This window comes from Pantoea sp. XAF26B01_ASV70 (genome assembly GCF_054512635.1).
The window spans coordinates 2,209,500-2,228,828 of the sequence record NZ_CM137251.1; the positions used below are offsets into that span (position 1 = coordinate 2,209,500).

Consider the following 19,329-nt stretch of genomic DNA (forward strand, 5'->3'; position numbering starts at 1 on the left):
GCCATTAATCAGTGCGGCTGCCGGGAAACGTGTTCGGCAGCTGCACGATTTGCCGCACTCACCGCTTCTGCCAGCGTCACCCCGCTACTCAGGCGCTGACACAACACGCCGACAAAACAATCCCCGGCACCGTGGGTGCTCACCAGTGTCACCTTCTGCGCCGCCAGTGTATGCGTCTCTCCCGCCTCGCTGTAAGCCACACCATGTTCACCAGCGGTAACCACCACTCTGGCAAACCGGCTGGCCAGCGATTCTGCCGCTGAGCGCGCCGACGTCAGATCCTGCACGCTAATCCCGCACATATCGCGCGCTTCAATGGCGTTCACCACCAGCAGATCGATACAGTTTTCAAACGCGGCTGACAACGGCCGGGCGGGCGCGGCGTTGACGCAGACCGTAATCCCCCGCTGCTGTGCCGCCTGGGCCGCACAGAGGTTCACCGCTTCCGGGACTTCATTTTGCAGCACCAGCAGCGACACCGCCTGCCAGAAGCCGGGTTGCTCAAAGGTCTCCAGCGGGATCTGCTGATTGGCATTGGAGACCACCACCGCACCGTAATCTCCTTCGGCATCGGTAATCGCCACGCTCATCCCGGAGGGAAGCGCATCAATGATGCTGACGGCGGTGCAATCGACCCCGGCCTGCTGCAGATGATCCAGCAGGAATTGCCCCTGCTGATCGCGCCCCACTGAACCGGCGAAGCGCACTGCGGCACCCGCGCGTGCCGCTGCGACGGCCTGATTCCCCCCCTTGCCACCAAACTTATAGTGACAGGCGCTGCCCATCACCGTTTCGCCTTTTTCCGGGCGATGGTGTGCATCCAGCATAATGTCGTAGTGAAGACTGCCGGTGACTGCAATTTTGCTCATAGCTAGAATTCCCGCAGATCCTGAACCGCATGCTGGGTTTTCATCAGGTTCTTCTCCGCCCGCTTCAGATCTTTCTTGGCGATAGCGACAAACAGCGCATCCAGAATATTGAGCTGGGCGATGCGTGACGCGGCGTTTTCACCCAGCAGATGCGATCCCTGAGAGGTTGAATTGAGGACCACATGCGCACTCTTCGCGATCGGGGATTCGGCGTAGTTGGTAATGGCGATAACTTTCGCGCCATTCCTCCCCGCCAGTCTGACCGGATCGTTCACCGCACGCGTAGCACCCGAATGGCTGATGGCGATAACCACATCGTCATCAGATAACACGGCGGCTGACATCAGCATGATGTGGGCGTCGTCATAGGCAGTCGACTTAATGCCAATCTTCAGCATCTTGTGTGACAGGTCCCGCGCCACGGCGGCAGAACCGCCCACGGCGTAGAGATCGATATGACGCGCTTTAAAGATAATGTCCGCCGCACGATTGAATTCAGAAACATCCAGAATCGATAAGGTCTCTTCAATCGCCTGGATAGAGGTTCTGAAAACTTTGGCCAGCAACTGCTCCGACGAATCATCCGGCTCAATTTCCGCATGCAGCCCTGCCACTTCAGACTGGTTGTAATAGATCAGGCCACTTCTGAAATGCCTGAAGCCGGTGAAGTTAAGTTTTTTGGTAATCTTAACGATCATCGCTTCAGAGACATTATTCTCCCGCGCAATCTCCTTTAATGAGGATTGCTCGGTAATGTCGGTTCGGGCAATTATCGCCTCAGCTACCCGACGTTCTAACGGCGTCAGCTGGGGCAAACGCATACGAATCTGAGCGCCAATGGCTCGCGGATCTTGCTTCATTACTTGCCTCGGGTCGCCCGGTCAATCAACATCGCTATGATAATAATAAGGCCGGTAGCGAGCAATTGGTAAAAGGCCTGAATGTTCAGTAAGGTCAAGCCATTACGTAATGCACCAAGGATAACCACGCCGATCAGCGTTCCGAAGATACTGCCCTTGCCGCCCATTAACGACGCACCGCCAATGGCCGCCGCCGCAATCGCATCCAGTTCCCACAGGTTGCCGATGGTCGGTTCGGCAGCCCCCAGACGACCAATCAGAATCAGCGAGGCCAGTGAGGCAAGCAGGCCGGAGAAGATATAGACCGTGACCTTGGTGCGCTTAACCGGCACACCCGCGACCCGCGCCGCCTCTTCATTGCCGCCAATCGCCAGAATATATTCCCCCAGCGGGGTCTTATTCATCACCGTCCACAGCAGCAGCGCAATCACTGCCACAATCACAATCGGCGTCGGGATACCGAAAAGCGTACTGTTGATCAGGCTGCGAAATTCCAGCGGAATACCGAAGACGGGATTGCCGCCGGTGTAGATCAGCGCTATCGCCCGGAACAGCGACAGGCCGCCCAGCGTGACAATAAACGGCTGCAGCCCGGCATAGGCGATCAGCGTGCCGCTGAACAGCCCGCACATCGCGCCCACACCCAGCGTCGCGAGGATCGCCAGCGGCACCGGCACGCCCGATGCCATCAGGGTCGCACCCAGCACCGCAGAGAGCGCCGCCGTGGGGCCGACCGAGAGGTCAATCCCGCCGGAGATAATCACCAGCGTCATGCCCAGTGCAATCAGGGCGTTGATTGAGGACTGCTGCAGAATATTCAGCAGATTAGGCAGGGTGAAAAAGACCGGCGACAGAAACGAAAATGTCACCACGATAATCAGTAAGCCAATTAAGGTACCGGCATCACGCAGATTAAATTTAAGCCGCAGCGCAGGTCGGGTACCCGGCCCGGTAGATGTCTGAATTGTCATAGTTATAACCTTAAATAGTGTCAGGTAAGCGGTCAGGCGGTCTGGTCGATATCTTTGATGGCATAACGGGCAATGTTCTCTTCGGTGATCGCGCTGCCGGTTAACTCTTTGGTTATCCGGCCCTCGCGCATCACCAGCACCCGATCGGAGATGCGCATGATCTCGGTCATTTCTGACGACACCACCACAATGGCTTTGCCCGCCTGGGCCAGTTTTTCAATCAGGTGATAGATTTCAGACTTGGCACCAATATCGATACCGCGCGTCGGCTCATCAAACAGAAACACATTGGCATCCGCCGCAACCCAGCGGCCGATGATCACTTTTTGCTGATTGCCGCCGCTCAGCGTGCCGATGGTTTTCTCAATGTCGAGCGGGCGCAGTTTCAGGTCTCCCATGACCCTCAGCGCCTCGCGGTCCAGCCGGGCCTGGTTCATCAGCCCCGCCGACGTGAAGCGGTGCATCGACGGCAGCGCCATATTCATCTTCACCGCCCGCTCTTTGATAATGCCCTCTTTTTTGCGGTCTTCTGGTACCAGGCCAATGCCCGCCTTGATCGCCGCACGCACGTTGTGGTTCTTCACCGCGGCACCGTTGACGCTCACCGTGCCACGGGTGCGCCTGTCGATACCGGCAATCAGCTTCAGCAGTTCGGTGCGCCCCGCGCCGACCAGCCCGGCAATCCCCAGCACTTCGCCCGCACGAACGCTGAAGTTTGCCGCCACCACCTCATTGCCACGCGTCAGATCTTCTACCCGCAGCACTTCGCGATCGGTGACAAAGGCCTGATGGTCAAGCTTGTCGATCTTTCGTCCAACCATTTTGGCGACAATGCTCTCCTCATCCTCATCACTGATGTTGACCACCCCAACCTGCTTTCCGTCACGCATAATGGTGGCGCGGTCGCACACCCGGAAAATCTCATTCATCTTGTGCGAGACATAGATCAGCGAGACGCCGGTCGACTTCAGATCGCCAATCAGCTCTGCCAGCCGGTCAAATTCGCGTGGCGTCAGGCTGGAGGTCGGCTCATCCATGGCGATGATTTTGGCGTCATCCAGCAGCGCCCGGGCAATCTCAACGATCTGCTGCTGCGATACCTTGAGGTTCCTGATCAGCGTATCGGGATCGATAGTGGGATCCAGCGTCTTCAGAATCAGGGTGGCCCGCGCCAGCTGGGCCTTTTTATCCACCCACCAGCCCCCGGCGCGGGTCAGCGGGCGACCCAGAAACATGTTCTGCGCCACGGAAAGCTCAGGCACATGCTGTAACTCCTGGTGGATCATCGCGATCCCGGCCTGACGGGCGCTGAGCGGACTGCGGATCTGCACCCGGTTTCCATTGACGCTGATCTCCCCGCTGTCCGCACCGCGAACGCCGGAGAGGATATTCAGCAGCGTCGACTTACCCGCGCCATTTTCCCCAATCAGCGCGTGCACCTCGCCGGGCCGCACTGAGAAATCGACATCCTGCAGCGCGGCGGCGTTACCGTAACTTTTGCTGATGCCACGCATCATTAAGCGAAACTGTTCCATACCCGCTCCCGCTGACTTATTGTTGAGCCAGCAGCTGACGCAACCGGTTGTTGTCTTTGGTTGAGAACGCTTCGACATTCTCTTTGGTGATCAGCGCCTGGGGTGTCGAGACAACGCGCGACAGTTTCTGTCCATTGATCAGCCGGATAATGACGTCCATCGCCACTTCACCGGTCAGCACCGGGAAACTGTCGACCGTGCCGGTCAGCTCGCCGCGCTTAATCGAGGCGTAGGCATCGGAAATACCGTCAGTGCCAAAGATGGCCACCTGTGACGCTTTGTTCTGCGCGCGTACCGCCTCCACCACGCCCAGCGCCATGGTGTCGTTGTTAGCGTAGAAGCCGATTAAATCAGGATGCTGCTGCAGAATGGTCGATGCGGCGTTAAAGGCCTGCTCGCGACTCCAGTTAGCGGGCACGCTGGCCACGATGGTGAACTTCCCGGCGCTGTCCAGCGTCTCTTTAAAGCCACGGGTGCGCTGTCCGGCGGCATAAACCCCTGGCTGCCCTTCAATCACCGCCACGTTGCCGCCCTGCGGATGGTGCTGAATAAACCATTTGGCCACCCGCACGCCATTGTCCTTCTGGACGTTGCCGACGTAGTAGCGCGCATTCGGCATCACCGCATCATTAACGTTCACCACCGGGATATTTTTACTGTTGGCACTCTCCAGTGCAGGCTCCAGGTTGATATCGGTCTGCGGCGAAACCAGCAGGCCGTTAAAGCCCTGCGAGATCAGGGTTTCCGCAATGGAGAGCTGACCAAGCTGATCGTCTTCATTGGCCGCCGCCTGATAAGCGACAGTGAAACCATACTTTTTCGCCGCGTTCTGGTAGCCCTGGCCGAGTGAGCGCCAGTACTCATTGGTCAGGGTTTTCGATACCCCGCCAATCTTCAGCGACTTATCGACTTTTGGCAGTGCGCCATATTTGGTGTCGAGCTGGGTCCAGTCGGTGCGGTCCGGTTCAGTATCGGATTGCAGCGGTGCCAGTTCTGCCGCATAAACCGTGCTGCAGAGCAGTGAGGAGGCGATAAGAGCAAGCAGGCGTTTTTTCATTTTTTATTCTCAGGGTGTTGGGTAGAGGTGTGATGTTTTTATGATTAATTGGCTGTCAGCGCGCCAGCATGATGTCATTGACGATCTGCTGAGAGGCCACTGCATCCTGGCGCCCGATGGCCGCCAGTAACGCCGCGTTGTCGTGCAGCTGGTCACACAGCCTCAGCAGACGAGTCACGGTCGCAATATTGCTTTCTGCCTCACGGATCGGGTCAAGACCGCTGGCATCCGGGAAGGTATCGAAGTAGTAGGCACCGCGGTAGCCATCACGCTGCATCTGCCAGAGAAACTCCAGCGTGGCGCGTGGGTTGACTGAGCCAACCATCAGGCCGTCATCACGCTTGCCCCAGCCGTCATTGAGGTCCAGCCCCAGCAGCCGTGAGCGGCGCGCCACCATGGCGGCGGCGTAAGCCGGGATCTCATTGGCAAAAAGTACATGAGCAAAATCCAGGGTGATCCCCAGGTTGGCGCAGCCCGCCTCTTCCACGGCCAGCAGACAGGTGGTGGCGTTGGGAAAGATGCTGTAGGCGCGCGGCTCATTGGGTTTATATTCGATGCTGACGTCAACGTCCGGTGCATACTCCGCCACTTCACGCACGGCGCTGACCGCATCCTCCCAGATCTTCTTATAGTCCGCCTGGAAGCAGTAATCGAAACCGTCCTGCCCCATCCACAGCGTCATCAGCCGTGAACCAAATTCCCGACCCGCGTCAATGCCCCGTTTGGTCAGCTCAATCGCTTCGCGACGCACTTTCGCGTCGGGATGCGTAAACGCGCCGATTTTGAACTGCGGCGCGTCCCAGCGCATCTGCATACCGTTAACGGCCAGACCCGCATCACTGATCGCCTGGCGCAGTGTGGGGATATCGCTGGTGAGATGTTGCGGAAAGTTGAGGTCGAGATGCGTTAAGCCTTTGACCTTGCCTGCACGGGCAACCATCTGCAGCACAGAGGGCTTACCCTGCTGATCGGGCCAGTAGAGGTGCGCCCCCGAGGCGAAAGAGTTAAGACGGGTAGCAAATTTCAGTTCCGACATGAGCATCAATCCTTCAGAGTGCGTATTGTGAAGTACTTTTCGTATTCACGATTAATTGTGAAGTCATATATTAATCTACGCCTCGCGGCTTAATGCGCAAGTCTGTCAGGCAGGAGAAATCGTTAAAGCGGGAGCGCTGTCACGAAATGGTTTCGATGCGTTATCAGATGATGTGAATGCGGAGATGAAAGAATTGAGATGAAATACAACAGGTTGTCGCGCGAAGCCGGGTGTGAGATCTGACAGGCAGAAGCATAAAAAAAAGCTGAGCGCCAGGGCGGCGCTCAGCGGGTCGGTTTTTTAAAAAATCACTTCAGACGGAAAGCGACAACGCTGTCGCCCGCCGTGGTGCCGAGCGAGCCGTGGCCGCCCGCGGCAATTACCACATACTGCTTGCCATCTTTGCCCATAAAGGTGGATGGCGTGGCCTGCGCACCCGCGCTCAGTTCAGTCTGCCACAGCAGTTCGCCGGTGGTGCTGTCGTAAGCACGGAAGAAGTTATCTGCCGTTGCGCCGTGGAACACCAGATCACCCGCCGTCAGCAGCGGTCCGCCGTGCGCCACCATACCCATCGGGAAACCGAGCGGGAAGCGGCCAGGGAGGAAGCTGGTCTTGAGGTTTTTGGTGGTGCCGACGCGACGCAGCCATTCGGTTTTGCCGGTGGTCAGATCCACACCGACCATCCGTCCCCACGGTGGCGCGATGCAGGGAATACCCAGACCCGACGCCATCTGCTGGATGTGGATAGCGTAGTCACCGTGGAAGTTCTCATTCCAGTACGGCGTACCATCTTTGGTGAAGGTACGCTGGGTTTCGGTTTCCGGCGTGCGTCTGATGAGGTTGTATTTGTAAGCCAGGCGCACCGGTGCCGCAATCAGCATCTGACGCTGTGGATCAACCGCTACTGAACCCCAGTTAAACACCCCGATGTTGCCCGGGAAGATCAGCGAGCCTTTCTCCGTTGGTGGCGTCCACGGGTTACCGTCATAGCGCAGCTCACGGAACGTGGTGCGGCAGGCCATCTGGTCAAACGGCGTAATGCCCCACATTGACTTCTCAGTCAGCGGTTGCGGAATGAAGTTCAGGCTGGAGACCGGCTGGGTCGCCGCATACTGCTCGCCTTTAATACCATCCGTGGAGACCTTAACCTGCTCTACCGGATAAACCGGTTCGCCGGTCAGGCGGTTCAGCACAAACAGGTTGCCGGTTTTGGTCGGCAGGATCACCGCCGGTTGCGGCTTGCCCTGATAGTTGATGTCCACCAGCGACGGCTGTGACGGATTATCGCGATCCCAGAGGTCGTGGTTCGAACTCTGATAACGCCATTTGAACGCACCGGTTTTCAGATCCAGTGCCACCAGCGCATCACGGAATTTTTCAGTGTTGCTGGCGGGATCGCGTTCAAGTCCCACTTCATCCGGCGAGGCGTTACCAAACGGCACATAGACCAGGCCGTTTTTCAGATCGGCGCTCAGGGTGGCCCAGGCGACCGGGGTATCCTGCGGATAGGTTGCCCCTTCAGCGACCGGTGCGGTGTTATCCGGGTTAGCCGGATCGAAGTTCCACACCAGACGACCGCTGACGGCATCATAGGCACGGATCACACCTGATGGATTACCGCTGTTGAAGCCGTTATCCATCACCGAACCGCCGACAATCACCAGGTTGCCCGCCACCAGTGGCGCGGCAGTCTGCATCAGCGCGTGCGGACGCACCTCGCCCATGTTGGCGCGCAGATTCACCACACCGTTGTCACCAAAGTCAGCACAGGCTTTACCGGTATCGGCATCCAGCGCCAGCAGGCGGGCATCGGTGGTGGCATTGAAGATACGCTTGCGGCAGATGGCCGGCGATGCGCCCGTCTGCGTCTGCGCCTGCTGACCGGCATCGAAGTAGCTCACGCCACGACAGGTCTGGTGCTGCTGCAGATAAGAGCGGTTTTTATCCGGCGTCGTTTTCCACTTCACCGCACCGGTTTCCGGGTCAAGAGCATGGACTTCGTTGTGCGGCGTACAGAAGTAGAGCATGCCGTTGGCTTTCAGCGATGTCGCTTCAAAGGTGTATTCGGTCGCATCATCACCCTGACGCAGGTCGCCGGTGTGATAGGTCCAGGCCACTTCAAGATCTTTCACGTTATCTTTAGTGATCTGCTTCAGCGCCGAGAAGCGCTGGCCATCTGTGGTTCCGCCATAGGCGCTCCACTCTTCAGCGGCACCGCCGGTCGCAGAGGCGTTGCGCGGCGTATTAATGGCGCCCTGCTGCGGCAGCGGATCGTAGAAGCAGAGACCGATGACCAGCAGCACCATCAGGACGACGGAACCCCCGAGGAAAGGATGGAAACGACGCTGCCCCTGATAGAGCGGACGCACCACCCACGGCAGCGCCAGCCAGAGACCCAGCACGCCAAACAGGTCGCCGCGCGGGATCCACTGCCATTTGTCGAAGCCCACTTCCCAGATAGTCCAGAACAGAGTGATCCACATCAGCAGCGCATAAAGCGTCAGTGCACTGCGTTTGTTCATCAACAGCAGAATCGCGCTGAGCAGAACGCCCACGCCCATCAGCGCATAGAACGCGCTGCCTCCTGCAAGCAGGAGTTGTCCTCCCATGTAAATCAGGGCGATAGCAAATATCACCATGATTATACTGGTTATTTTATTGATCATGATCCATCCTCGGGTCATTAGCGGCAATTGAAAGGTTAAGCTGGAAACATAAATTCAACGAGATTTTAACTTACGCACGAAATATGTAAAAACGTGTATAAGCGTTAATCATTAGAAATATTTATTATAAATGTCACCTGTTAATGCGGTCAGGCCGCTTTTTTTACTTTCTGAAGGGCTGATTACGGGATATCCATCACAAAAAATTAACCATAGGCTGCTAATGACCGCACCTTTTGTTCAAAGGCGATTAATTAACAGACAAGCCGCCCTTCTGTAACGCCAGCTAAAGTGTGCCCGACGAAAGTTTTTCAGAGTCAAATAATCATAATGGTTTATTAACTCTGCTCTGAAATAACTCTTATTGCTGAAATCGGGAATGTTACTGCCCTGCTGTTATTATTGGCGGCTTCATCAACGCTGGTGCGGTGTCGCTGCTGTTCAAATGATTTAATTGTGCCAGCCTGAACGCGTTTTTTATTATTTTCCTGAAAAATAACACTCAGGAAATAGATTAATGAACAAAGGGATTTTGCCTATGAAAACGATTTCAGATATTCCGTAGCATGACGCTTATTTTATCTGTGATATATATCAGCTCTCTTATATTCGTTTATCCGGCCAGCAGGCGGGATTTTTCTGGCAGCAATAAACCAGGCAGGTTAACTATGACCGCACTTCATGCTATTTATCGCAAGTTTCGTTTCCCTTTTAAGTTTCTTAATGCTGCCATTCGCTATCCTGCTGCGCAGGCACGGGTAAAGCGTTATTCCGTCATGTCGATAGAAGAGACTGTCGATCTGTTATTACGTAACCCACAATTATCTCTGGCCCGTTATGGCGACGGTGAACTGGAAATGACCTGGTATAAAAATATCGGTTTTCAGCCATTTGACCCGAATCTCTCTGCACGGCTCAAAGCCTTGCTGCAGCAGGATTCAGGAGCCAACCCGAACTGTCTGATCTGTCTGCCGGATGCCTTTCGTACCACCCGTAATATGCGGGGCGGGTCGGCCCTGTTCTGGTTCTTCCATAAATCATTTTATTTTAAATATTATGAGGCTCTGCTGAATAAACAGTACCAGTATGGAAATACCTCGGTGACCCGTCCCTATCACGATTATAAAGGCAAGCAATTATCCCGGACGATATTTGATAAGTTTAAACAGCTCTATCAGGGCCGCCGGGTATTAATTGTGGAAGGCAGTGGAACGCGCCTGGGATTAGGCAATGATTTACTGGAGGGAGCCAGCGAAGTGAAACGTATTACGACGCTGAACCGTAATGCCTTTTCCGTCTATGATCGTCTGTTTGATACCGTTTTAAAGAATGCCGTCAACTTTGACCTGGTCTTGATTTCATTAGGGCCGACCGCAACCGTGCTGGCATATGATTTAAGTCAGCACGGTATCCGCTGTATTGATAGCGGCCACGTCGATATTGAATATGAGTGGATGCTGGCCAGTGCCACCAGCAAAATAAAAGTGGACGGAAAAAACGTCAATGAGGCGGGCGTACTGCTGAGTGAACAGACTACGGTGGCAGATGCGACTTATCAGCAGCAGATTTTACAACACGTTGGCGAAATACCCCAGGTCGGGACGGCTGATACAGAAGCAGTCACGGAAGCCGTGGTTATCCCGCTGCCACACGTCAGCCCCAACCATCATAACGCCGCCTGAGCCTCACCACCGACAGGCAGCGGCTGCACCGCATTGAAGCGCAGGCGAATTATTAGCGGGATCAGTTAACCCCCTTCGGAGCGGGCTCAGGGGCCCGAATTCTGTGCTTGTCCGCTGTTTGCCGGATAAATGCCCTTTCCGGCATCAATTTTGCTTCTGCTCTCCTGAGACATTTAATCAGGAGAAGTGAGATGACAACCAGCCGTTACCGTTACACCATATTTTCACTGCTGTTCCTGATCGCCCTGATCAACTACATCGATCGCGGCGCCCTGTCGTTTGCGGCCAACGCTATTGCGGCGGAGTATCACTTCAGCAAAGTCCAGCTCGGTGCAGTTCTGGGCTACTTTGGCTTTGGCTATCTGTTTGGTTCGCTGTGTGGCGGCTTTCTTGCCGACCGTATCGGCACGAAAAAGGTCTGGCTGCTGGCAGGCGTACTCTGGTCGCTGCTGGAGATCGCCACCGCCTGGGCGGGGGAACTGGGCATGGCGCTGTTTGGCGGATCCGCTATTATGGGCTTTGCTGCCCTTCGCATTATGTTTGGTTTTTCCGAAGGCCCGGCCTATGCGCTGATGAACAAGGCGATTGCTCACTGGGCACCCGATAATGAGCGCGGCTTTGCGCTGGGCATCGGCCTGCTCTCGACCCAGGTTGGCGCGCTGCTGACCGCCCCGATTGCGGTGGGCCTGCTGCTGCTGACCCATGACTGGCGCATGATGTTTATCCTGCTCGGTGTTTTCTCCCTGCTGGCGATGGCGCTGTTTGCCCGCACCTTCAGCGACAGCCCGGAGAAAAGTCCACATACCAATACCGCAGAACGTCAGCTTATCCAGACCGGTCAGCGCCGCAGCGCGGGCGACAGCGTACCACTGCCCTGGTGGCGCTTCTTTACCAGCCGCACCCTGGTCTGCAACGCGCTGGGCTACTTCTCATTCCTCTACATCACCTTTACCCTGGTGACCTGGATGCCGAAATATCTGCAGGATAATTTCCATTACGACCTGCACTCACTGTGGTACGTCGCGATGATCCCGTGGAGCGGCGCCTGTATCACGGTGCTGCTGGGCGGTCGCATTGCCGATGCCCTGCTGGCTCGCTTCCGTAATCTGCGTCTGGCGCGCAATCTGTTTGCCGCCGTCACGCTGTGCGGCACCGCCTGCTGCTTTATGGCGATCCCCTATGTGCAGTCGGCTGCGGGGATTATTGCACTGATGACCCTGGGCAATGCGCTGAATGCACTGGTAAACAATGTCTACTGGTCGGTGGTGATTGATGTCACCCCTAAAGCGTCGGTGGGCACCTACAGTGGCATGACGCTGGCGATAGCCAATCTGGCAGCGATTATCTCTCCGATGCTCTGCGGCTGGCTGGCGGAATATTACGGCTACAACGCGATGTTTACCGTCACCGCGCTGATCGCCTTTGGCAGTATGCTGGCAATGACACTGCTGCAACCGGAGAAGCCGCTGGTGGCCGAGGCGCAGACCGGCGCAGCGGACGTTTCTGCCGCCTGATCTTAAAAGAGGATTTCCTGACACGCGGGTGATCACACACCCGCGAAGAGTGACACTCCCTGAAAGGCTGCCGCTCAGGCGGCCTGACCTTGTTATTGGGCGGGATAAATTGACTGTTCGGGGATGCCCCGACGATCCCAGCGGCTGGCGATCAGCCATAACAGTGCCGTCGCAAACCAGCCGATGATCCACGAGACATCATTACCGGCAAAAATCCAGGTCAGCGATCCATGGTGCAGCGGATTATCGATAAACGGCAGTTGCACCAGCACGCCCAGAAAATAGACGGTAATGCCGGCCAGGTTCCAGCGTCCATAGCGTCCGTCCGGCTGCGACAGTGCCGGGACATCAACCCTGCCCCTGGTGATCAGATAGAAATCGGTCAGGCTAATCGCGCTCCACGGCACAAAGAAAGCCAGCAGAAACAGCAGGAAGTGGGTGAAGGATTTCAGAAAGGCCGGTTCACTGAGAAGAGCAATGACGCAGGCCAGCGTAACCATAAGCACCACAAACAGAATGCGCCCACCCCGACTCAGCGTGGTTTTCTGCCGGAAGCCAGAGACAATGGTGGTCAGTGACATAAAACTGCCGTAGGCGTTCAGCGTGGTAAACGTGATTTTTCCAAAGCAAATGGCGAAATAAATCACCATGGCCATGGTCGCCGTGCTACCCATGCTCACGATGTACCCGACCTCATTGCCTGCAAACGCACTTCCGGCAATGGCAGCGACAATCACCCCCAGCGTCATTGAAGCCTGCGTGCCAAGTACGGTGCCAAAAAAGACTGAACTGAAGAGTTTCTTCGCAGAGACATCAGCTGGCAGATAGCGTGAATAGTCAGAGACATAAGGACAGAAGGCAATTTGCCAGGATGAAGACAGTGAGACCGCCAGCAGGAAATTTGCCGGGGTAAAGTGCTGATTCTGCCACACGGCTGATAAGTCATGTGCAGAGAACAGCGTGATAAACAGATAAGCAAAGGCTAAAACGCCAATGACGCTCGCCAGCTTGCCCAGTTGATGAATCACGCGATAGCCCAGCACCGCAATGATCACGATGAGGGTGCTGAACAGGATCATCCCGGTTGAATGACTGACATGGATAAGTTTAGCCAGCGCCTGCCCGGCTAATACTGTCCCGCTGGCTGAAAATCCCACATACATAATGCACACCAGCACCAGAGGAATAACAGCACCAAACACGCCAAACTGCATACGGCTGGTAATCATCTGCGGTAAACCCAGGCGCGGGCCCTGGATCGCATGCAAAGACATGATCGCTGCACCCAGAATCTGCCCCACCAGTAAGCCGATAAGAGACCACACGACGTCTCCACCCAGCACCACGGCCAGCGCACCCGTGACAATAGCCGTGATTTGCAGATTGCCACCAAACCAGAGCGTGAACTGGTTAAAGGGATGACCATGACGTTCACCCAGCGGGATGTAATCAATGGAGCGGGTTTCTGACAGGCTCTGTTTCTCTGAGCCTGAATAATCTGATACAGATGATTTGACCGACATAGATTCCTCGCTGGAACAGTGAGAGACGTGTTGACTGAAAGCGTGATTTGCACAATCCAGGGTTGAGAGTACATGTCTATACAAGCAGCGATATTGTCATGCGCATCGGGAAGTTACAAGGCAACCGGTCATTGGAAAATGTGATGATATCGACAGGCCTGTCATGATGCGGGGCAGGAAAGGATGAGGAAGCGCGGGGACCTGTTTCCGGGGATAACGCCCTTACGGCGGGGCGTAAAACGGGAGTGAGGTATTTTGGTCGATCACCGCTACAGGCGACAGCGATGATCGGGTAACGCGTACGATGTCAGGCCTGCCAGTCTCAGAGTGTGCGGAAGAGGAAAAACCCTGACGGTTACCCTTCAGCCACCACCCGCTGACGATGACAGTCGGCCGGTTCCAGTTTTTGCCCCTGTGAAGAGATAACCTCCAGGCGCGGCAGCGGCTTTCCTTCAGCATTATCCAGCAGCACAGAGTGGGTTTCGCCCTTCTCAAACAGGTAACGCTCGCCCCACTGGCGCATCGCGACCACAACCGGAAACAGCGAACGGCCTCTTTCGGTCAGGACATATTCGCTGTAGGCGCTGCCGTCGGAGGCCGGCGCAATCTCAAACACCCCTATCTCCACCAGCTGCTTCAGGCGTGACGCCAGGATATTTTTCGCCAGCCCCAAATTCCGCTGGAAGTCACTGAATCTGCGGACGTCATCAAAGGCTTCACGCACGATCATCATGCACCAGCGCTCACCTATCGACTCCAGGGTTCTGGCGACCGGACACTCGCTGGTTCTCAGGGATTCCTGCTTAGCCATGCTCTTCTCTCACGCTGCCTGTCTCATGATGGCAGTTTAGCCACTCCGAAAAGAAGTTGCAAAAAAAAACCAGCCCGGTTAAAGATATCGCCAATCCAGTTTCAAATAAAAACCAGAAAGGAAAGCAACATGACCTGTACGATTGGCAAGATGCGTGATCCTGAAGCCGATTCGCCCCCAGCCGCGATCCCGGTGCTCTCGTCCCGGATGATCTTTTTGTTCTCACTCACCTCTGCGCTGGCGGTCGCCAATGTTTACTCGGCACAGCCTCTGCTGGAGTCGATCGCCGCCAGCCTGCAGGTTTCCACCGGCACCATTGGCACAGTGGTAACGGCCACGCAGAGCGGCTACGCCCTCGGGCTGATCTTTCTGGTGCCGCTGGGCGACTGCGTGAACCGCAAAAAACTGGTGATTACCCAGTTGCTGCTTTCCGTAGTGGCGTTAATCACTGCTGCGGTTGCACCAGACCTGATGACGCTGCTCTGTGCAATGCTGCTGGTGGGATTAATGGCGGTGGTCACTCAGCTGATGGTGGCGTGGGCCGCCATGCTGGCGTCACCAGAACAGCGCGGACAGGTGGTGGGCAGCGTGACCAGCGGCATCGTGATCGGCATCCTGCTGGCGCGGTTTGTTTCCGGAATGATTGCTGACCTGGCGGGCTGGCGGGCGGTCTATCTGACGGCTGCCTGCCTGTTACTCCTGATCTCGCTCATCCTGGCGAAAGTGCTGCCCGCCACAGCAGGTCAGACGCGGCGCACATCTTATCCTCACCTCTTACTGTCTGTTTTCCGTCTCTTCCTCACGGAACCGCAGCTGCACAGACGCGGGATCCTGGCGCTGCTGATTTTTGCAGCCTTCAGTATGCTTTGGTCTTCGATGGTTCTGCCACTTACCGCCCTGTCACTGTCACACACCCAGACCGGGATGTTCGGCCTGGCCGGAATTGCCGGTGCGCTGGCGGCCTCCAGAGCAGGCGCATGGGCTGACCTGGGCCTGGGGCAGCGTGCCACTGGCTTAGCCCTGGCGTTGCTGACCTTCTCCTGGCTGCCGATAGCCGCGCTTCACACCTCGTTGCTGTTGCTGATTTTCGGGGTGATCCTGCTCGATTTCGTCGTCCAGACGGTACATGTGATTAATCAGAGCCTGATCGTGGCCGCCCGACCCGAGGCGGCAAGTCGTCTGGTGGGGGCCTATATGTGCTTTTACTCGCTGGGCAGTGCGCTGGGGGCCATCGCCGCCACTCAGCTTTATACGCACTGGGGATGGCAGGCTGTCTGCTATGCCGGTGCAGCGGTCAGTGCCTCTGCCTTTCTCTGCTGGTCCGGAGTTCGTCACTCATGAAATTAACGCATCTGCTGCTCGCCGTCATGATCACCGCCATCTGGGGGGTTAACTTTTCAGTTATCAAGCTCGGCCTGCAGGCGGTCGACCCGTTTATCCTGGCAGGTATCCGCTTTACGCTCTGCGCCCTGCCAGCGTTGTTCTTTATTAAGAAACCGGACGTGCCGTGGCGCTACCTGATCAGCTATGGCCTGGTCTTCGGGATTGGCCTGTGGGGTCTGGTGAATCTGGGGATTAAAACCGGACTGTCGGCGGGCATCGCCTCGCTGCTGCTGCAGTTCAGCGCCTTCTTCACGCTGCTGCTCGGTGGCTGGGTATTTAAAGAGCGTCTCAGCCGCTATCAGATCGCCGGTTGTGCGCTGGCCTGCGCCGGTCTGCTGAGCATTTTTTTCATTACCGATGGTTCGGTGACGTTTTCCGGCATGCTGCTGGTGCTGGCAGGCGCGGTCGCATGGAGTATTGCCAATATCATCAATAAAAAAGCGGGCACCCGGCAGGTTTTTGCTTTTCTGGTCTGGTCGAGCGCCTTTGCACCCATTCCACTCTTCCTGCTGGACGGGCTGGTCAATGGCAGCGCGGGCTATCACGCACTCTTCACTCAGCTGGATGTGAAGGCGGTGTTGTCGATACTGTTTCAGGTCTATCCCAATACCCTGCTGGGCTACTGGGTGTGGAACTGGCTGCTGAAACACTATCCGGTTTCAACGGTCGCGCCACTGTCGCTGCTGGTACCGGTGTTCGGCATCCTGGGTTCAGTGGCGATATTTGGCGAAACGGTTTCACCTCAGAAAATCGCCGCGCTGCTGCTGATCGTCGCCGGACTGGCCGTCGGGCTCTATGGCCAGCGGGTTGTGCGCTATTTCGGCGTACAAACCGGCTGACGGCGCCGTGGGGTGGCTATGCACCGTGCCGCTGGCAGAACGCTTCGATGTCACCGTGCTGAAAATCGGGCAGATTCGCCAGCAGTTTCTCCAGCGGCCAGTTCCACCAGGCAATGCGCTGGAGACGGGCGGCGATAGCCGGTGTAAAGCGCACCCGCAGTGGCCTGGCCGGAACACCGCCCACGACGCTGTAGGGCGCGACGTTTTTCGTCACGACTGCACCCGCAGCCAGCACCGCACCATCACCAATGGTGACGCCAGGCAGCACAATTACGCCGTGACCTATCCACACATCGTGACCGATTATCACCCGATCGGCGCGACGGGCGGAAAAGAAACCCTGATCGCGTCGGGCGTCGGGGTGGTAATACTCCGGGCAGTAGGTAAAGCGATGCTGGGAGGCGCGGTCCATAGGATGATTCGGCGCGCCAATGCGCACCTGATTAGCAATGGCGCAGAAGCGCCCCACCTGGGTATCGGCCAGGCAGCAGTGTTCGCCGACATAGGAGAAGTCACCCAGCACGCTATACTCCAGCGTGCTGTGCGCCAGGATCTCACACTGCTGACCCACAGTGGTTTCGCGCATCTTCACACTCTCATCAATCCATGTGTGCGCTAATCGGGCGGGCATAACGGCGGCAATGGACATAAAACTCCCGGTCTGGATAAGCAGCGCCCCGGCGGCGTGCTTTTGCCGCACCACCTTACCCGCCTCCGATGACAGAGAATTGACAAAGAAAAAAGGCGGAGTGGTTAGCTCCGCCTTGTTTCAAGTTCCGGTTAACCTGCGTGACCGGTCAGTTGCATAAGGGCAACGATGATCTGCAAGATGACCCGGATAAGATCCAGAATCAGCTTAGTCAGTTCCATCACTTTCCTTCTCCTTTTACAGGAGCGCGCTGTTCGGCAACCAGGGCTTTGACTCTACCCGCCGGGCGCCTAAGCACATCTTTGTGGAGAGAGCTGAGCGGCACTCATGGTTAAAGCCACAGGCCAGCACCACCTGATGCCTGCCGGGATTTTAAAACCGTGCCCCTGGGAGCGGCCAGTCGACAATGAGGCGATGCTCAACACCCAACACCTGTATAAACATACAGCATTTTGGCGAAACTTGAAATCCTTAGCCGCACATTTTACAATCTTGTTTGTGGAGAGTGCTGAGCACCTCGTTCGCAGCGCGGTTACCAGCCGGGTAGCGAACAAAAAATAAAGGATTTGGCGAAATGCCAAATCCTTTTTTTATGCCTGCTTTCTGCTTAAAAAAACAGCGCAATGCTTACTTCGCGGCGCTGATTCGCCACACGGTATTACCCGCATCGTCAGCAATCAGGACACCGCCCTGTTTGTCGCTGGCCAGACCGACCGGTAATCCACGCACCTGCTTTTCGTCGTCCGTCAGGAAGCCCGAGACCACCGTCTGCGGCTGACCCACCGGCTTGCCGTTTTCAAATTTCACCCACACCACTTTGTAGCCATTCAGCGGCGTACGGTTCCAGCTGCCATGTTCACTGATAAACGCACCGCCCTGGTATTGCGGCATGTTATCTGCGCCGTAGAACAGCAGCCCCAGCGGAGCGACATGCGAACTCAGGGCATAATCAGGCTTAATCGCCTTCTCAACCAGATCGGGACGCTGCGGTTCGGCACGGGTATCCACATGCTGACCAAAGTAGCTGTAGGGCCAGCCATAGAAGCCTTTGTCCTGCACTGAGGTCATGTAGTCTGGCACCAGATCGGAGCCGATTTCATCACGTTCATTGACGATGGCCCACAGTTTTCCGCTCTGCGGTTCCCACTGTAAGCCGGTCGGATTGCGCAATCCGCTGGCGTAGATCCGGCTGGCACCGCTGGCCGCGTCCACTTCCAGCACCGCGGCGCGGCGATACTCTGCGCCAATGCCGTTCTCGGTGACGTTACTGTTGGAGCCGACACCCACATAGAGCTTGCTGCCATCGGGGCTGGCCAACAGCGCTTTGGTCCAGTGGTGGTTAATCGGCCCGCCCGGCAGTTCCGTCACCTCTTCAGGCGCGGTGCGGATCTCCGTCTCCCCTTCGCGATAGGGGAACTTCACCAGGCTGTCAGCATTCGCGACGTAAAGGGTATTGCCAATCAGCTGCATACCAAACGGCGAGTGCAGATTCTCAATAAAGCGGTGCTGCTCCCATTTGCCATTGACGTTGCGCAGCAGCGTAATCCGGTTGCCGCCAGCGCCGCCCTTACCTGACGCTTTCTGCACAATGCCCATAATCAGCTGTTTAGGCCGGGTGGTGGGTTTGGCCGGGCCGTTGGATTCCGCCACCAGCACATCGTTATTCGGCAGCACATAAACCTGACGCGGATGCTGCAGATTGTCAGCGATCTTTTCGATTTTCAGCCCGTCAGCCACTTTTGGCATTTCGCCCGCTTTCCACGGCGTGCCTTCCGGCACCTGCATCGGCGGCATAAAGAAGTTCTGTGCCTGCGGCAGTTCGGGATTCGGTCCGATCTGCTTCTGCGGATCGACCAGCGCACCATCATCACAGCCTGCCAGTAGTGCTGTCAGGGTAAGCGCGAGCAACGTTTTATGCGGTATCTTCATGGTGG

At 56.5% G+C, this 19,329-nt stretch carries 15 protein-coding genes; 4 read left to right on the forward strand and 11 right to left on the reverse strand.

Translation table 11 applies throughout. The features are described from left to right. Positions 1–8: 8 nt before the first annotated feature. The 7 genes from ACX8ZY_RS10300 to ACX8ZY_RS10330 form a co-directional block, all read right to left on the reverse strand. Positions 9–869 carry a PfkB family carbohydrate kinase gene (locus ACX8ZY_RS10300; protein WP_064691312.1) on the reverse strand — a complete coding sequence of 287 codons (861 nt, stop codon included), beginning with the start codon at positions 867–869 and terminating at the stop codon, positions 9–11. A 2-nt stretch (positions 870–871) separates the two neighbouring features. Next, positions 872–1,729, reverse strand: a complete 858-nt coding sequence (locus tag ACX8ZY_RS10305; protein ID WP_010244943.1) for a MurR/RpiR family transcriptional regulator — start codon at positions 1,727–1,729, stop codon at positions 872–874. Continuing rightward, on the reverse strand, positions 1,729–2,700 hold the full coding sequence (locus tag ACX8ZY_RS10310; protein ID WP_425021117.1) for an ABC transporter permease: 972 nt from the start codon (positions 2,698–2,700) through the stop codon (positions 1,729–1,731). The genes ACX8ZY_RS10305 and ACX8ZY_RS10310 overlap by 1 nt, the downstream gene beginning before the upstream one ends. Positions 2,701–2,732: 32 nt before the next feature. Further along, positions 2,733–4,235, reverse strand: coding sequence for a sugar ABC transporter ATP-binding protein (locus ACX8ZY_RS10315; RefSeq protein ID WP_425021116.1), 1,503 nt, complete (start codon positions 4,233–4,235; stop codon positions 2,733–2,735). A 16-nt stretch (positions 4,236–4,251) separates the two neighbouring features. After that, positions 4,252–5,292, reverse strand: a complete 1,041-nt coding sequence (locus ACX8ZY_RS10320) for a sugar ABC transporter substrate-binding protein (RefSeq protein WP_010244953.1) — start codon at positions 5,290–5,292, stop codon at positions 4,252–4,254. Between the two features lie 55 nt (positions 5,293–5,347). Continuing rightward, complete coding sequence (locus ACX8ZY_RS10325) at positions 5,348–6,328, reverse strand: TIM barrel protein (protein ID WP_022625661.1); 981 nt, start codon at positions 6,326–6,328, stop codon at positions 5,348–5,350. Positions 6,329–6,636: 308 nt separating this feature from the next. Further along, positions 6,637–8,994: a membrane-bound PQQ-dependent dehydrogenase, glucose/quinate/shikimate family gene (locus tag ACX8ZY_RS10330; protein ID WP_425021115.1), complete on the reverse strand. Its 2,358-nt coding sequence runs from the start codon at positions 8,992–8,994 to the stop codon at positions 6,637–6,639. 668 nt (positions 8,995–9,662) lie between these two features. Between ACX8ZY_RS10330 and ACX8ZY_RS10335 the strand changes: the two genes are divergently transcribed. Next, positions 9,663–10,676: a GT-D fold domain-containing glycosyltransferase gene (locus ACX8ZY_RS10335; RefSeq protein ID WP_052271952.1), complete on the forward strand. Its 1,014-nt coding sequence runs from the start codon at positions 9,663–9,665 to the stop codon at positions 10,674–10,676. 191 nt (positions 10,677–10,867) lie between these two features. Further along, complete coding sequence (locus ACX8ZY_RS10340; RefSeq protein WP_158149312.1) at positions 10,868–12,190, forward strand: MFS transporter; 1,323 nt, start codon at positions 10,868–10,870, stop codon at positions 12,188–12,190. A gap of 92 nt (positions 12,191–12,282) precedes the next feature. Here ACX8ZY_RS10340 and ACX8ZY_RS10345 read toward each other — a convergent pair whose 3' ends face one another. After that, a complete protein-coding gene (locus tag ACX8ZY_RS10345) occupies positions 12,283–13,713 on the reverse strand; it encodes a purine-cytosine permease family protein (protein WP_158131705.1) in 1,431 nt (476 codons plus the stop codon). A 355-nt stretch (positions 13,714–14,068) separates the two neighbouring features. Next, entirely contained in the window at positions 14,069–14,524 is a 456-nt protein-coding gene (locus ACX8ZY_RS10350) for a winged helix-turn-helix transcriptional regulator (RefSeq protein WP_033767222.1), read from the reverse strand. Between the two features lie 129 nt (positions 14,525–14,653). On the opposite strand from ACX8ZY_RS10350, the gene ACX8ZY_RS10355 reads away from it, so the two are divergent. Both ACX8ZY_RS10355 and ACX8ZY_RS10360 read left to right on the forward strand, forming a co-directional pair. After that, a complete protein-coding gene (locus ACX8ZY_RS10355) occupies positions 14,654–15,865 on the forward strand; it encodes an MFS transporter (RefSeq protein ID WP_425021114.1) in 1,212 nt (403 codons plus the stop codon). Beyond that, entirely contained in the window at positions 15,862–16,746 is an 885-nt protein-coding gene (locus ACX8ZY_RS10360) for an EamA family transporter (RefSeq protein WP_022625667.1), read from the forward strand. The genes ACX8ZY_RS10355 and ACX8ZY_RS10360 overlap by 4 nt, the downstream gene beginning before the upstream one ends. 16 nt (positions 16,747–16,762) lie before the next feature. Here the strand turns inward: ACX8ZY_RS10360 and ACX8ZY_RS10365 are convergent, their stop codons facing one another. Together ACX8ZY_RS10365 and ACX8ZY_RS10370 are read right to left on the reverse strand one after the other, a co-directional pair. After that, positions 16,763–17,395, reverse strand: coding sequence for a DapH/DapD/GlmU-related protein (locus tag ACX8ZY_RS10365; RefSeq protein ID WP_111534068.1), 633 nt, complete (start codon positions 17,393–17,395; stop codon positions 16,763–16,765). A gap of 627 nt (positions 17,396–18,022) precedes the next feature. Continuing rightward, a complete protein-coding gene (locus ACX8ZY_RS10370; RefSeq protein WP_010670132.1) occupies positions 18,023–19,324 on the reverse strand; it encodes a PQQ-dependent sugar dehydrogenase in 1,302 nt (433 codons plus the stop codon). Positions 19,325–19,329 lie beyond the last annotated feature (5 nt).

Coding starts and splice junctions, on each gene's coding strand:
- ACX8ZY_RS10300 (WP_064691312.1), bottom strand. CDS start 869: ATGAGCAAAATTGCAGTCACCGGCAGTCTTCACTACGACATTATGCTG.
- ACX8ZY_RS10305 (WP_010244943.1), bottom strand. CDS start 1,729: ATGAAGCAAGATCCGCGAGCCATTGGCGCTCAGATTCGTATGCGTTTG.
- ACX8ZY_RS10310 (WP_425021117.1), bottom strand. CDS start 2,700: ATGACAATTCAGACATCTACCGGGCCGGGTACCCGACCTGCGCTGCGG.
- ACX8ZY_RS10315 (WP_425021116.1), bottom strand. CDS start 4,235: ATGGAACAGTTTCGCTTAATGATGCGTGGCATCAGCAAAAGTTACGGT.
- ACX8ZY_RS10320 (WP_010244953.1), bottom strand. CDS start 5,292: ATGAAAAAACGCCTGCTTGCTCTTATCGCCTCCTCACTGCTCTGCAGC.
- ACX8ZY_RS10325 (WP_022625661.1), bottom strand. CDS start 6,328: ATGTCGGAACTGAAATTTGCTACCCGTCTTAACTCTTTCGCCTCGGGG.
- ACX8ZY_RS10330 (WP_425021115.1), bottom strand. CDS start 8,994: ATGATCAATAAAATAACCAGTATAATCATGGTGATATTTGCTATCGCC.
- ACX8ZY_RS10335 (WP_052271952.1), top strand. CDS start 9,663: ATGACCGCACTTCATGCTATTTATCGCAAGTTTCGTTTCCCTTTTAAG.
- ACX8ZY_RS10340 (WP_158149312.1), top strand. CDS start 10,868: ATGACAACCAGCCGTTACCGTTACACCATATTTTCACTGCTGTTCCTG.
- ACX8ZY_RS10345 (WP_158131705.1), bottom strand. CDS start 13,713: ATGTCGGTCAAATCATCTGTATCAGATTATTCAGGCTCAGAGAAACAG.
- ACX8ZY_RS10350 (WP_033767222.1), bottom strand. CDS start 14,524: ATGGCTAAGCAGGAATCCCTGAGAACCAGCGAGTGTCCGGTCGCCAGA.
- ACX8ZY_RS10355 (WP_425021114.1), top strand. CDS start 14,654: ATGACCTGTACGATTGGCAAGATGCGTGATCCTGAAGCCGATTCGCCC.
- ACX8ZY_RS10360 (WP_022625667.1), top strand. CDS start 15,862: ATGAAATTAACGCATCTGCTGCTCGCCGTCATGATCACCGCCATCTGG.
- ACX8ZY_RS10365 (WP_111534068.1), bottom strand. CDS start 17,395: ATGTCCATTGCCGCCGTTATGCCCGCCCGATTAGCGCACACATGGATT.
- ACX8ZY_RS10370 (WP_010670132.1), bottom strand. CDS start 19,324: ATGAAGATACCGCATAAAACGTTGCTCGCGCTTACCCTGACAGCACTA.